The sequence below is a fragment of the Paroceanicella profunda genome, assembly GCF_005887635.2.
GTDB classification, from domain to species: domain Bacteria; phylum Pseudomonadota; class Alphaproteobacteria; order Rhodobacterales; family Rhodobacteraceae; genus Paroceanicella; species Paroceanicella profunda.
On the sequence record NZ_CP040818.1, the window covers coordinates 450,639 to 463,816 of the forward strand.

Below are 13,178 nucleotides of genomic sequence, written 5' to 3' on the forward strand. Positions count from 1 at the left end.
CATTGCGTCTGACCTGCACGCGAGAGGACCACCGGGGGGTCGGCGCACGCCTCGGTGCCGCAATGCGCCAATCGTGCCGCTTCGGCGGATCCGGCCCGGGCGCACGCCGCGAATGGCCGTCACACACGCTCGCGTGAATGGGCCCCGTCCGCGCGCGCCGGACGGGGCCGCCCGCGGACCCGGGACAGCCCGGTCCACCGCGCGGCATCCCGCCGGTCTCCGGTCCGCCTCACCCGCTCCGCTGGGGGCGGAGGCCCGCGCAGGGGGCCTTCGCCACGCCCGCCAGGCTGCGGGGGCCAGCGGCCCCCCTCGGCATGGCGGGCGTTTCCCGTCGGTGCCTTTCGGCATGGGGGCTGCAGGAGACGCGTGGGCGCCGCTTGCCGCGCAGCCGCAGGCGAGGGGATCGGTGCCCGGGACGCCGGTCATGCCCGCGCGCGGCAGGCACGCATCTCAGGGCCGCGCGCGCGGCAGGCATGCATCCGGGGCCGCGCCCGCGCGCAGGGCGCGGGCGGTCTGTCCGGCGTCAGAGGGTGATCGGGGTCATCACTTCGGGTTCGATCACGTCCACGCCCGACAGTTCGGCCTTCATCAGGTCCGCATTCTGCTCCAGCGCCGGGAAGGTGCGGTAGTGGCACGGAATCACGGTGGAGAAGTGGAAGAAGGTCTTCGCGGCGTAGGACGCGCGGCGCATGTCCATCGTGTAATGCCCGCCGGCGCAGAGGATGCCGATGTCCGGTGCATGCAGCGCCTCGAACACCGCCATGTCCGCCATCACGTCGGTATCGCCGGAGAAGTAGATCGTCTTGCCCTCGCCCGAGATCATGTAGCCGGACTCGGTGCCCGCGTAGACCGGCCCGTCCGGCCCGTCGACGGAGGAGGAATGGGTGGCGTTCACCATGGTCACCTTCACGTCGCCCAGCGTCACCGTGCCGCCCTTGTTGAAGCCCACGGTCTCGATGCCTTCGGACCTGGCCCACCAGCCCATGAACTCGGCGATGCCGTAGACCTTGATGCCCAGTTCGCGCGCCAGCGCGATGGCGTCGGCGGAATGGTCGCCGTGGCCGTGGCTCACGAGGATCGCCGTCGCCCCGGCGACCGCCTCCGCCCGCCGTGCCTCGGGGAAGACCGGGTTTCCGGTCAGCCAGGGGTCCACGAGCAGCACCTGGGTGCCGATCTCGATGCGGAAGCCGGCGTGTCCCAACCAGGTGATATTCATCGCATGTCTCCTTTCGGTTTCCCTGTGGCGCACTCTGGTGCAGTCTGCCCCGCGGTCAACAGCGAATGGAGGCGTACCCCGGCATGGACTGGACGGCACACGTGGATGTGTACTGCGAACGGCTGAGCGCCGCATTCTGGGCGGAGCCCCTCAACGCCCTGACGAACCTCGCCTTCATCATCGCGGCCCTGGTGATGGCCCCGCGCGCCGCGCGGGCCCCGGAGCGCGGCGCGCTTGTGCTCTGCGCCCTGCTCGGGACCATCGGCGTGGGGTCCTTCCTGTTCCACACCGTGGCGCAACGCTGGGCCGGGCTGGCGGACGTGCTGCCGATCCTCGCCTTCATCCTCGCCTACATCTGGCTCGCCACCCGGCGCTTCTTCGGGGCGCCCTGGTGGGCGGCCGCGCTGATGGCCGCGCTGTTCATCCCGATCAACATCGGCACCGCCGCGCTGCTGCGCGAGGCGGGCGGGGCGCTGGCGGCCTCCGCGGGCTATGCAGGCGTGGTGGTGTTCCTGCTGCTCTACGCCGCCGCCCTGGCGGGCCGGCACCCGGACACCGCGCTGCGCCTCGCCGCGGGGGCGGGCATCTTCGTGGTCTCGCTCGCCTTCCGCTCCGCCGACGGGCCGGTCTGCGCCGCCTTCCCGCCGGGCACGCATTTCATGTGGCACATCCTCAACGCGGTGATGCTGGCCTGGATGATCCACGCCCTGATGGCCGCGCGCGCGCCCCGGGTTGCACGGGGCCACGGCTCCGTCTAATACGACGCTGATCGCTGAGAGGGAGACCGATGGCCATCGACAGGGACACCGCGCGAAAGGTCGCGCATCTGGCGAGAATCCGGGTGGATGAAGCCGGGCTCGACGCGCTTGCCGCGGAGCTCTCGGGCATCCTCGGCTTCGTGGAAGAGCTGAACGAGGTCGACGTGACCGGCGTGGAACCGATGACCTCTGTCACGCCCATGGCGCTGCCGCGTCGCGCCGACGTGGTGACCGAGGGCGAGGACGCCGCGCGCATCCTCGCGAACGCGCCGGACGCGCGCGAGGGCTTCTTTGCCGTGCCGAAGGTGGTGGAATGACCGAACTGACCGCCCTCACCATCGCCGAGGCCCGCACCGGGCTGCGCGCGAAGGACTATACCGCCCGCGAGCTTGCCGAGGCGTTCAACGCCGCGGCCGCCGCCTCCGCCCCGCTCAACGCCTATTGCGCGCTGACGCCGGAGAAGGCGCTGGAGATGGCCGATGCCGCCGACGCCCGCCTCGCCGCCGGCGACGCACCGGCGCTGTGCGGCATCCCGCTGGGCATCAAGGACCTGTTCTGCACCTTGGGCGTGCAGAGCCAGGCCGCCAGCGGCATCCTGGAGAACTTCATTCCGCCCTACGAGAGCACCGTGACCACGAAGCTCTGGGAGCAGGGCGCGGTGATGCTGGGCAAGCTGAACATGGACGAGTTCGCCATGGGCTCGTCGAACGAGACTTCGGTCTACGGCCCCGCCATCAGCCCCTGGCGCCGCGCGGGCGCGAACACCGCACTCACGCCCGGCGGCTCCTCCGGCGGCTCGGCGGCGGCGGTCTCGGCCTCGATCTGCATGGCGGCCACCGGCACCGACACCGGCGGCTCTATCCGCCAGCCCGCGGCCTTCACCGGCATCGTGGGGCTGAAACCCACCTACGGGCGCTGCTCGCGCTGGGGCGTGGTGGCCTTCGCCTCCTCGCTCGACCAGGCCGGCCCGATGACGAAGACGGTGCGCGACGCGGCCATCATGCTCGGCGCCATGGCCGGGCACGACCCGAAGGACAGCACCTCCGCCGACATGCCCGTGCCGGATTTCGAGGCCGCCCTCACCGGCGACATCCGCGGCAAGCGCATCGGCATCCCGCGCGAGTACCGCGTGGAGGGCATGTCGGAGGAGATCGACCGGCTGTGGCGCGAGGGCGCGGAGAAGCTGCGCGACGCGGGCGCCGAGATCGTCGACATCTCGCTGCCGCACACGAAATATGCCCTGCCCGCCTATTACATCATCGCGCCGGCGGAGGCCTCCTCCAACCTCGCGCGCTACGACGGCGTGCGCTACGGCCACCGCGCGAAGCTCGCCCCCGGTGACGGCATCCTCGACCTCTACGAGAAGTCCCGCGCCGAAGGGTTCGGCCGCGAGGTGCAGCGCCGGGTGATGATCGGCGCCTACGTGCTCTCCTCCGGCTTCTACGACGCCTATTACCTGAAGGCGCAGAAGGTCCGCACGCTGATCAAGCGGGATTTCGAGACCGTCTTCGCCGACGGGGTGGACGCGATCCTCACCCCCGCCACCCCCTCCGCCGCCTTCGGCATCGGCGAGATGGCGGATGCGGACCCGGTGCAGATGTATCTCAACGACGTGTTCACGGTGACGGTGAACCTCGCCGGCCTGCCGGGCATCTCGGTGCCCGCCGGGCTCGACAGCGCCGGCCTGCCGCTCGGGCTCCAGCTCATCGGCAAGCCCTGGGGCGAGGCGGAGCTGATCACCGTCGCCGGCACGCTGGAAGCCGCGGAACGCTTCACCGCCACGCCCGACCGCTGGTGGTGATCTCCCGGCCCGGCGCCCGCGCGGGCGCCGGGCCCGGACGGCCTGCCCGGCGCGCCCAAGCCGCGGCCATGGATGTGACTGCATCGATCGGGTGCTGAAACAGGCCTGAAACCGACCCGCGGCGCGCCCGCGCGCGTTGCCTCAGCGGTCCCCCCGAATGTCCGACAGATCTCCGGCCCGGCGCATGGCGCAAGCCTTGCGGGCCGGAGCCCCCGGGGCGGCCGACAGGATGCGCCTCCGGCGACATCCGGGCCCGCGCACAGGGCATACATGGAAAGGGGCCCGCCGCCGGGAAACCGCCGGACGGGCCCGAATAGTTGCGCTCCGGTGCACTGCGCCGGATCGCTGCGCGTCAGACCTTGAGATTGCCCGCGCTCTTGCGACCGTCCCGACCGTCGATCAGGTCGAATTCGATCGGCTGATTGTCCTGCAGCCCGCGCAGGCCCGCAGCCTGGACTGCCGAGATATGCACGAAAATGTCTTTCCCGCCGTCCTCGGGCTGAATAAAGCCGTAGCCTTTTTCAGTATTGAACCACTTAACGGTGCCTTTTGCCATTCCTGACAACCCTTTGGTCTGTGTCGCCGGGGCGGTCTTGCCTCCGGCCTCTGCGCAGTCGCGTATCCATTTGCGACTGGCAGATCACGTGTGATCCACAGGCGTCGGAAACGTAATGCGTAAGAAGAAGCTAGCGCGAATCAGGCCGATTCACAATTGCGACGTTAACTCGCGCGAAATTTCCTCAATTTCTCTTGATCAGATGGTCAAGGACATTCCGGCCGCCGCGCCACTGGCAAGCGGGGCCGCGCATTCCTATAGTTTCAGGACCATCAACCGCACCCGGAGCACCTGCCGCCATGGCCCGACTCGTCCTGATTGCGCTCATTCTGGCAGCGATCGCCGGTCTGGGCTATATGCTCGTCAGGGGGCTGGGCCGGGTGGTGGAGCGTGTCCGGGCCTCCGGAGAAAGGGAGATCGACCTCATGGGCGGAAACACCATGCGCTGGCTGGCCTACGTGGTGCTGATCGCGCTCATTGCCGTGGTTTCGGTGAATTCCATCGGGGCGGGGCCGACCTGATGTCCTCGCGCCGCTATCGCGGGCGCCACAGCCCGGACGCCCCGCCGGAGCCGGAGGCGGAGCGCGCCCCGAACCGGTTTCGCAACCGCCCGGCCCGGCAGGTGTCCGGGCGGGCCCGGCTGCTCTATCTCGCATCCCTGCCGATGCTCTTCGCCGGGATCGGCGAGATCCGCCAGGGCGACGCGCGGGGCATGCTGGTCGAACTCGGCGCCTTCGTGCTGTTCCTCGCCGCCGCGGGCCTGGTGAACGAGGGGCAGCGCGCGCAGGAGGCCTATGACGCGCGCAGCGTGGCCAAGCCGCCGGCGATCCCGCGCAAGATCCTCGGCGCGGTGGCCGCGGGGCTGGGCGTGGCGCTCGGCGCGGCCTTCGGCTGGGGGCTCGGGCCGGTGTCCGGGGTGATCTTCGGCGCGGTGGCCGCCGGGGCGGCCGTGGTCGCCTTCGGGCCGGACCCCTTGCGCGCCAAGGGCATCGCGGCGGATGATTTCTACGGGGCGCGGGCCGCGGACGCGCTGGAACGCGCCGAGGAGCTGCTGCGCGAGATGACCGCCGCCGCCGCGCGCTTCGGCGACCGGGCGCTGGAAGGCCGGGTGGAGCGGGTGGCCGGCGCCGCGCGCGATGTCTTCGCCGAAGTCGAGGCCGACCCGCGCGACCTGGACCGGGCGCGGAAGTTCCTCGGCGTCTACCTCACCGGCGCGCGGGACGCGACGGTGCGCTTCGCCGCGGTGTGGCAGCGCAGCCGCGATGCGAAGGCCCGGGCGGATTACGAGGCCCTGCTGGGCGATCTCGAGTCCAGCTTCACCGCCCGGCGCCGCGAGTTGCTGGCCGAGGACCGCGGCACGCTGGACGTGGAGATCGAGGTTCTGCGCAAGCGCCTGCGCCAGGAAGGGCTGGACGGGGACTGACGGCGCCACGCGGCACTGGGCCGGACGCGTTTCCGCCCCACATCGGGGGGGAGAGGCCGCGGGAGACGCCCGCGGCACCGCCCCCGGGGCCGGGTCTCTCCGCGCGTGCCGCGCCGGCGCCTGCCCCTCCCGGGCGGCCGGGGTGCGGGGCGGCGGGGCCGGCCGCCCTCCGGCCCGGCGGAGACGATGCCCGGCAGGCTCCCTGCCCCCGCCAACCGGATCAGGGCTCCGGACCAATGGCCCCCACCCGGGGCATGCAACAGGGCTCCGAGAAGAGGACACCCACATGACCACCGACGCCGACCCGACCCGCAACCGCCTGCCCGAGATCGCCGGCACCGCGCTGCCCGACCCGGCCTCCGAGCCGGTGACGATCGAGGCCGCCCGCCCCGAGGACCAGGAGCGCATCCGCGCCCTGGTCGAGGACATCGACATCTCCGACACCCAGTCGATCATCCGCTTCGGCTCGAAGGCGCAGGAGAAGCTCACCGCCATCTCCGACCAGATGCTCACCGGCGTGCGCAACAAGGATTCGGGCCCGGCCGGCGAGAGCCTGCGCGAGATGGTCTCCTCGCTGCGCGGCTTCGACATGGGCGAGCTGGACCCGAACCGCAAGCCGAGCTGGTGGGAGCGGATCTTCTCCTCCACCAAGCCGCTGGCGAAGTTCTACGCCCGCTACGAGACCGTGCAGGGCCAGATCGACAAGATCACCGACACGCTGGAGCATCACGAGCACAAGCTGCTGGTGGACATCGAGAGCCTGGACCGGCTCTACGAGGAGAGCCTGGCCTTCTACCACCAGCTCGCCCTGCACATCGCCGCCGGCGAGGAGAAGCTGCGCCTGCTCGACGGCACCGCCATTCCCGCGAAGGAGGCCGAGGTCTCCGCCGCGCCCGAGGACATGCAGGTGATCAAGGCGCAGGAGCTGCGCGACCTGCGCGCCGCGCGCGACGACCTGGACCGCCGGGTGCATGACCTCAAGCTCACCCGGCAGGTGACCATGCAGTCCCTCCCCTCGATCCGCCTCGTGCAGGAGAACGACAAGAGCCTCGCGACCAAGATCGACTCGACCCTGGTCAACACCGTGCCGCTGTGGAAGACGCAGCTGGCCCAGGCCGTGACCATCCACCGCTCGCGCGAGGCGGCCGGCGCGGTGCGCGACGCGAACGACCTCACCAACGAGCTGCTCACCTCCAATGCGGAGAACCTGCGCCAGGCCAACATCGAGGTGCGCACCGAGATCGAGCGCGGCGTGTTCGACGTGAAGGCGATCTCGAACGCCAACGCGGCGCTGATCGCGACCATCGAGGATTCGCTGCGCATCGCCGACGAGGGCAAGGTGAAGCGCGCCCATGCCGAGGAGGAGCTCAAGCGCATGGAGGGCGACCTGCGCCGCAGCCTCTCCGCCGCGAAGGCCTCGGGCCCCGCCAGCCCGCGGCGCGGAGCGGGCACCTGAACGGTCCCGGCAATACGCCTGCCCGGCCCTCCGGGCAGCACGCGGGCCGGAGCGGAGAGCGGCAGCCGGGCCCGTGCGCGCACCGCCCCGCCCGGCACACGGATGAGGGCTCGGCGGGCCGGCAGGCGGAGGAGCCGGAGCAATCCGCAGTCCTCCGGGGTCAGCGGGCGAAGGGCCCGGAGCAAGGCGCCGGCCTCCGGTGCCGGCGGGCGCAGGCCCCGGAGCAAGACGCCGGCCTCCGGTGGCGGCGGGCGCAGGCCCCGGAGCAAGACGCCGGCCTCCGGTGGCGGCAGGCGGAGGAGCAATCCGCAGGCCTCCGGCACAGGCAGGCGCAGTGTCCCCCGCCCCCCTGCGCAGGCCCCCGGACCCGACAGGCTGGCCGGTTCCCGGATCTCCGGGGCGGCCAAGCGGAGCAATGCGCGCCCCTTCGAGGCCCGGAGGCAGACTGTCACCCGGGTCGGCACGCCGGCCTCTGGGACGGGGTCCCGAGCCGCCACGCGGGCCCGATCCCGGCCCGCCACGCGGGCCCGATGCCCAGCCGCCACACGGGCCCGAGCCCGAGCCACCACTCGGGCCAGGTCCCGGGCCGCCACGCGGGCCAGGTCCCGGGCCGCCAGGCGGGCCAAGTCCCGGGCAACCACACGGGCCAGGTCCCGGGCCGGATGCAGGGTGAGATCCCGGGCCGGCGCGGAGGAGGTTTCCCCGCGGCATCCGGCGCCGGGTGGTTCCTGCGCGGCTGCGCCGGGCTGCTGCTCGCCGCGGGTCTCTCCGGCTGCACCCGGCAGGAGGCCGCGGCGCCGCCGGCCCCGGCGCCCCAGTCCGGGCTGGCCCTGCGCGAGGGTTTCGCGCTCTACGACGCGGCGCTGATCGCCGCCGGGGGCCACCGGGTGGAGCGCGCGCCCGCCGATGCCCCGTTCGACGGCGCGGATCTGGCGCGCAACTTCATCCGTGTGGCCCTCGCGGTGGAGGACATGCCGCGCCAGCGCCACTCCCGCATGCCGCTGCGGCGCTGGGACGGGCCGATCCGCTACGCGGTGCTCGGCGAGACGCTCGGCCCGCAGGACCACGCCCGCGTGGCCGAGATGATGGGCCGGCTGTCGCGGCTCTCCGGCCTGTCCACCCGCGAGGTGCCGGGCGGCGACGGGGCCAACAACATGGTGATCCTGGTGCTGGACGAGGGCGAGGTGCGCGCCCTGCGTGGCTATGCCCTGCAGCGCGCCGCGCATGACGAGGACCAGCACAGCGCCATGGTCGGGCGTTTCCTGGCCGGGTTCCTCGACCGCTCGGACGGCGAGGCGCCCTGCCTCGGCGCCTTCTCGGCCACGGACACCGGCACCATCACCGCGGCCACCGTGGTGATCCGGGCCGAGACCTCCGGCCGGCTGCGCGAGGCCTGCATCGAGGAGGAGCTGAGCCAGTCCTTCGGCCTGACCAACGACGACCCGGCCGTCCGCCCCTCCATCTTCAACGACACGCAGGAATTCGCCCTGCTCACCACCCATGACGCCTACCTGATGCGCATTCTCTACGACCCGCGCCTGCGCCCGGGGATGGGCGAGGCGGAGGTGCGCCACGTCCTGCCCGAGATCATCGCGGACCTGGACCTGCCCAGCGCCGACCCGGAGGCGGACCGCCGCGCGGTGCTCGACGCGGTGGCCGCGCCTGTGGCAAGCTCTGACTCCGACCTCTGAACGGGGGCTCCGCCCGGGCCCCCTCCCCCGCAGGGAGAGCCTGAGCCTATGATCCCCCCCGCGCGCGCGCTGCTTGCCGCGACCAGCCTGCTCGCCGGCTGCGCCTCCTCCGACCGGACATATTATTCCGACCTCGAGCGGATGCTGCGCGGCGAGGGGCTGATGCGCACGGAAGCTGCCCCGGCGGACGCGCCCTACACCGGCGCCACCCTGGTGGAGAACTTCGAGCGCATCGCCCTCTATTCCGAATATGCCAACGAGAACGGGCGCTTCATCACCCGGCGCACGGCGATCCCGCTGTCGCGCTGGGAGGGGCCGGTGCGGGTGCAGGCGGTGTTCGGCGATTCGGTGCCGCGCGCGCAGCAGCGCGAGGACATGGCCCAGCTGCGCCGCTTCACCGCCCGGCTGGCCCGGGTGAGCGCCCTCGACATCGCCCTGCTGCCACCGGGGGCGGAGGAGCCGGCGAATTTCTACGTCTTCTACGTGGACCGGGCAGAGCGCGTGGCGATGGCCGACATGCTGGACGGGTCCGACATCCCGCCCGACCCCGCGGTGATCGACAGCCTGCGCCACAGCCCGGTGAGCGAGATCTGCTACGCCAACACCTTCAACAGCCTGGACACGCCCGGCCTGATCAACTTCGCGCTCATCGTCATCAAGGGCGAGACGGAGGGGCTGATGCGGCTCTCCTGCCTGCACGAGGAACTCACCCAGGCGCTCGGGCTGGGCAATGACGACCCGCGCGTGCGCCCCTCCATCTTCAACGACGACGAGGAGTTCGCCCTGCTCACCCGGCATGACGTGGCCCTGCTGCGCATGCTCTACGACCCCGCGCTGCACCCGGGCATGACCCTGGAGGAGGCCCGCCCCCTGCTGCCCGACATCGCCGGCCGCGCCCTCGCCGCCGAAGAGGCGAGCCTCGCGGATTGAGCCGGACCGCACCCGCCCCGCAGATGGGGTCCGGGCGGGCGGGGCGTCTCCCGAAGCGGATCCCGCACCGCGCCGCCGGAGGGCCGAGCCCGTGACGCGCCGTTTCATCGCCGCCCTGCTGAGCCTGGCGCTGCCGGGCGCCTGCGTCTCCGGACCTCCTCCCGGAGAGGGCGCGGCCGGGCGGGGAAATCCGGCCCGGCTTCAGGCCCCGATGCCGGGATGCGGCCCCGGCGCCGGGCGCGCGGACTGCGCCTCCGGCCCAGCACTGTCGACGCAGGAGCGGTTCCGGCTGTGGGGCGCCCGGCTGGTGGCACAGGGCCGGCTGCGCACCGACTTCGCGCCGCCGGATGCCCCGGTGACCGCGCAGGCCCTGGCCCGCGATTTCGAGCGGGTCGCCCTGCACGTGGAGACGGCGCGCGATGCGGGCGGGCAGGCGGCGCGGGACGTGCCGATCCGGCTCAGCCGCTGGGAGACGCCGGTGCGCATCCGCGTGGTGTTCGACGCCGGCACGCCGGAGCGGCAGCGGCGCGGGGACATCGCGGACATCCGCGCCCTCGCCGGGGTTTTGGCGCGGGCCAGCGGCCTCGCGCTCAGCGTGGAGCAGGGCCGCGCGCCCGCGCCGGCCGGGTCGGGCGAGATCGCGGTGCTGGTGCTCGGCGCGGCGGAGCGGCACGCGCTGGCCGCGCGGACCGGCGGCGGCATGGGGGCCGGCTTCGACGCGGAGCTGCGCGGCGACATGCCCTCCCCCTGCTTCTTCAGGCCTGAAAGCGACGCGGCCGACCGGCTGACCGGCGCCACCGTGATCGTGGCCGCCGAAGCGCGGGGCCTCGTGCGGCTGAGCTGCTTTCACGAGGAGATCACCCAGTCGCTCGGCCTGCCGGACGACGGCCCGGACGTGCGCCCCTCGCTCTTCAACGACGACCAGGAATTCGCCCTGATCACACGGCATGACGTGGCCCTGCTGCGCATGGTATACGACAGGTCTCTCCACCCGGGGATGACCGCCGAGGCGGTGCGCCCCCTCCTGCCCGCCATCGCCGCCCGTGCCCTCGCCGCCGAGGCACGCTCCATCCGCTGACGCTTGCCGAGTTTCGCTGTTCCCGTTCGTTTCGTTCAGGTTTTTGCCGTGAATCCAGTATTTTCGCCGTGCCGCGCCAGCCAGTCCCTGCGCGCGGCGTTCACCGGGTTTCTCGCTGCCCTGCGGGGGAGATGCCGGCTCTTCCTCCCGGTCTCGCCGGGCACCCGCCGCCCGGCCCGGACCGCGCCTTCCCGGAGCACCGCTGTGCCGGAGCCGGTCCTGCGACCCGGCCCCCTGAAGGCGCCCTCACCGTGGCGCGCGCTCCGGGCCCTGCGCCCGGCCACTCCGCTCAGGCGCGCGCGCCTGCTCCGGCCGATGCGGGCCATGACGGGCGTGCTGCCGCTGCTGCTCGCCCTCTCCGCCTGCGAACGGTCGCTGGAGGCGCAGTACCGCGAGATGGGAAACCTGCTGGTGTCCGTCAACGCCATGCGCACGGATTACGACCCCGAGGACGCCCCGGTGACCCGCGACATGCTGGTGCGCGACTTCGAGACCGTCGCGCTGCATTACGAGCAGGGGGTGGACGCGGACGGCAACCAGACCACCGGCGCTCCCATCCCGCTGGAGCGCTGGAACGGCTTCGCCCGGGTGGTGCTGAACTTCGATGACGACGCCGATCCTGCGGAGGTCGAGGAGACCATCCGCTGGACGAGGAACCTCACCCGCCGGCTCACCGAACTCACCGGCCTGCCGATCACCCTGTCCCGCCGCCCCGCGGTGTCGGTGAGGCGCGGTGACATCCTCGTGCTGTTCGTCAACGCGGACAGCCGGCGGATGTTGGCCGATCTCATCGACGGTTCCTCCGATGACACGCGCGGCGCCTCCCGCCCCGGAGGCCTGGCCGCCGACATCCGCGACACGCCCCCGGAGGAGATCTGCTTCTTCTTCCCGCTCGCGGACCCGGACACCCATGAGCTGGACATGGTGCTGATGATCATGAAGTCGGAGACCCATGGCCTCATGCGCCTCGCCTGCATCCACGAGGAGATCACCCAGGCGATGGGCCTCTACAACGACGATGACGACGTGCGCCCCTCCATCTTCAACGACGACGAGGAATTCGCCCTGCTCACCCGGCATGACGAGTTGCTGCTGCGCATGCTCTACGACCCGGCCCTGCGCCCGGGCATGACCGCGCAGGAGATCCGCCCGCTGCTGCCCGCGGTCGCCGACCGCGCCCTCGCCGCCGATGCCGCCGACCCGCGCCGCGCCGCGCCCGACGGGCCGGCCGGCCCCGACCCCTCCTGAGAGCCGAGCCCTGCCGATGAAACCCGCCCTGTTGCCGCTTTTCGCCGCCCTGCTCGCCGTCTCCGCCTGCGAGCGCCCGCTGGAGACCGAGTACCGCGAGTACACGAACCTGCTCGCCTCCACCAACCGCATGCGCACCGATTATGACCCGCCCGACGCGCCGGTGACCCGGGACGGGCTGATCCGCGACTTCGAGACGGTGGCGCTGCACAGCGAGGAGGAGGCCGAGGAGGACAGGCCGAAATCCTCGCCCGCGAAGCCGCTCACCCGGTGGGAGACGCCGATCCGCCTGCGGGTGTTTGTCTCCGAGGCCATGGAGCGGGAGGATTTCGAACAATCCCTCGCCTGGATCCGCGAGACCACCGCACGGCTCACCGCGCTGAGCGGCGTGCCGATCAGGGTGGTGACCAGCGGCCCGCTGGAAAGGAACACCTCCGAGGGCACCATCACCCTGTTTCTCGCCGACGAGGACGGGCGGGTTCAGCTTGCCGACGGGTTCGAGCGCCGGTCGGGCAAGCCCACCCGGCTGTCGCGGCGGCTGCGCCACCATCCGGGGCGCGTGGTGTGCTATTTCATTCCCGTGGAGGACGACGAGGACAGGATAGAACGCGCCCTGGTGCTGATCCCGACGGAGACCCGCGACGCCTTGCGCCACGCCTGCATCCAGGAGGAGATCACCCAGGTGATGGGCCTCTACAACGACGCCGACGACGTGCGCCCCTCGATGTTCAACGACGATCAGGAATTCGCCCTGCTCACCCGGCATGACGAGCTGCTGCTGCGCATGCTCTACGACCCGGCACTGAAGACCGGGATGACCGCGGAAGACGCCCGCCCCCTGCTGCCCGCCGTGGCGGACCGGGCCCTCGCCGCCGACGCCGCCGGGCGCGACACGCCGCTGCGCGCGCCGGCTGGGGATGCCCCCACCGTGCGGTGAGGAGCGTCGCCCCGGCGCACGCCTGACCGAGGCGCGGCGGCGAACAGGCAGCGGCGCCCCCGGGCCGACCGCATCCCCGGGCCG

At 72.3% G+C, this 13,178-nt stretch carries 13 protein-coding genes; 11 read left to right on the forward strand and 2 right to left on the reverse strand.

All coding sequences use genetic code 11. From position 1 onward, the window contains the following. Positions 1-523 precede the first annotated feature (523 nt). Positions 524-1,216: a metal-dependent hydrolase gene (locus FDP22_RS01995; RefSeq protein ID WP_138576687.1), complete on the reverse strand. Its 693-nt coding sequence runs from the start codon at positions 1,214-1,216 to the stop codon at positions 524-526. Between the two features lie 83 nt (positions 1,217-1,299). On the opposite strand from FDP22_RS01995, the gene FDP22_RS02000 reads away from it, so the two are divergent. Genes FDP22_RS02000 through gatA form a run of 3 tightly spaced genes read left to right on the forward strand, consistent with a single transcriptional unit; the run spans position 1,300 to position 3,775 of the window. Continuing rightward, positions 1,300-1,974 (forward strand): ceramidase domain-containing protein, encoded by a 675-nt coding sequence (locus FDP22_RS02000; RefSeq protein WP_138576685.1) that lies wholly within the window; start codon positions 1,300-1,302, stop codon positions 1,972-1,974. A gap of 29 nt (positions 1,975-2,003) precedes the next feature. After that, positions 2,004-2,291: an Asp-tRNA(Asn)/Glu-tRNA(Gln) amidotransferase subunit GatC gene (gatC, locus tag FDP22_RS02005; RefSeq protein WP_138576683.1), complete on the forward strand. Its 288-nt coding sequence runs from the start codon at positions 2,004-2,006 to the stop codon at positions 2,289-2,291. Continuing rightward, positions 2,288-3,775: an Asp-tRNA(Asn)/Glu-tRNA(Gln) amidotransferase subunit GatA gene (gene gatA / locus FDP22_RS02010; protein ID WP_138576681.1), complete on the forward strand. Its 1,488-nt coding sequence runs from the start codon at positions 2,288-2,290 to the stop codon at positions 3,773-3,775. Before gatC ends, gatA begins: the two co-directional genes overlap by 4 nt. A gap of 352 nt (positions 3,776-4,127) precedes the next feature. Here the strand turns inward: gatA and FDP22_RS02015 are convergent, their stop codons facing one another. After that, positions 4,128-4,331: a cold-shock protein gene (locus FDP22_RS02015; protein WP_118138690.1), complete on the reverse strand. Its 204-nt coding sequence runs from the start codon at positions 4,329-4,331 to the stop codon at positions 4,128-4,130. A 299-nt stretch (positions 4,332-4,630) separates the two neighbouring features. Here FDP22_RS02015 and FDP22_RS02020 point away from each other — a divergent pair, with 299 nt between their 5' ends. The 8 genes from FDP22_RS02020 to FDP22_RS02055 all read left to right on the forward strand — a co-directional run bounded on the left by FDP22_RS02020 (position 4,631) and on the right by FDP22_RS02055 (position 13,094). Continuing rightward, complete coding sequence (locus tag FDP22_RS02020) at positions 4,631-4,852, forward strand: hypothetical protein (protein ID WP_138576679.1); 222 nt, start codon at positions 4,631-4,633, stop codon at positions 4,850-4,852. Further along, positions 4,852-5,754 (forward strand): 5-bromo-4-chloroindolyl phosphate hydrolysis family protein, encoded by a 903-nt coding sequence (locus FDP22_RS02025; protein ID WP_138576677.1) that lies wholly within the window; start codon positions 4,852-4,854, stop codon positions 5,752-5,754. Before FDP22_RS02020 ends, FDP22_RS02025 begins: the two co-directional genes overlap by 1 nt. Positions 5,755-6,040: 286 nt before the next feature. Then, positions 6,041-7,210 (forward strand): toxic anion resistance protein, encoded by a 1,170-nt coding sequence (locus tag FDP22_RS02030; RefSeq protein WP_138576675.1) that lies wholly within the window; start codon positions 6,041-6,043, stop codon positions 7,208-7,210. Positions 7,211-7,872: 662 nt separating this feature from the next. Then, the gene (locus FDP22_RS02035; RefSeq protein WP_138576673.1) at positions 7,873-8,901 is read left to right on the forward strand and encodes a DUF2927 domain-containing protein; all 1,029 of its coding nucleotides are present in this window, start codon (positions 7,873-7,875) and stop codon (positions 8,899-8,901) included. A 48-nt stretch (positions 8,902-8,949) separates the two neighbouring features. Further along, positions 8,950-9,831 carry a DUF2927 domain-containing protein gene (locus FDP22_RS02040; RefSeq protein WP_138576671.1) on the forward strand — a complete coding sequence of 294 codons (882 nt, stop codon included), beginning with the start codon at positions 8,950-8,952 and terminating at the stop codon, positions 9,829-9,831. Positions 9,832-9,922: 91 nt separating this feature from the next. Further along, entirely contained in the window at positions 9,923-10,909 is a 987-nt protein-coding gene (locus FDP22_RS02045) for a DUF2927 domain-containing protein (protein ID WP_138576669.1), read from the forward strand. Positions 10,910-11,233: 324 nt separating this feature from the next. Next, the gene (locus FDP22_RS02050) at positions 11,234-12,157 is read left to right on the forward strand and encodes a DUF2927 domain-containing protein (RefSeq protein ID WP_170317554.1); all 924 of its coding nucleotides are present in this window, start codon (positions 11,234-11,236) and stop codon (positions 12,155-12,157) included. Positions 12,158-12,173: 16 nt separating this feature from the next. Next, entirely contained in the window at positions 12,174-13,094 is a 921-nt protein-coding gene (locus FDP22_RS02055) for a DUF2927 domain-containing protein (protein ID WP_170317555.1), read from the forward strand. The last annotated feature ends 84 nt before the right edge of the window (positions 13,095-13,178 follow it).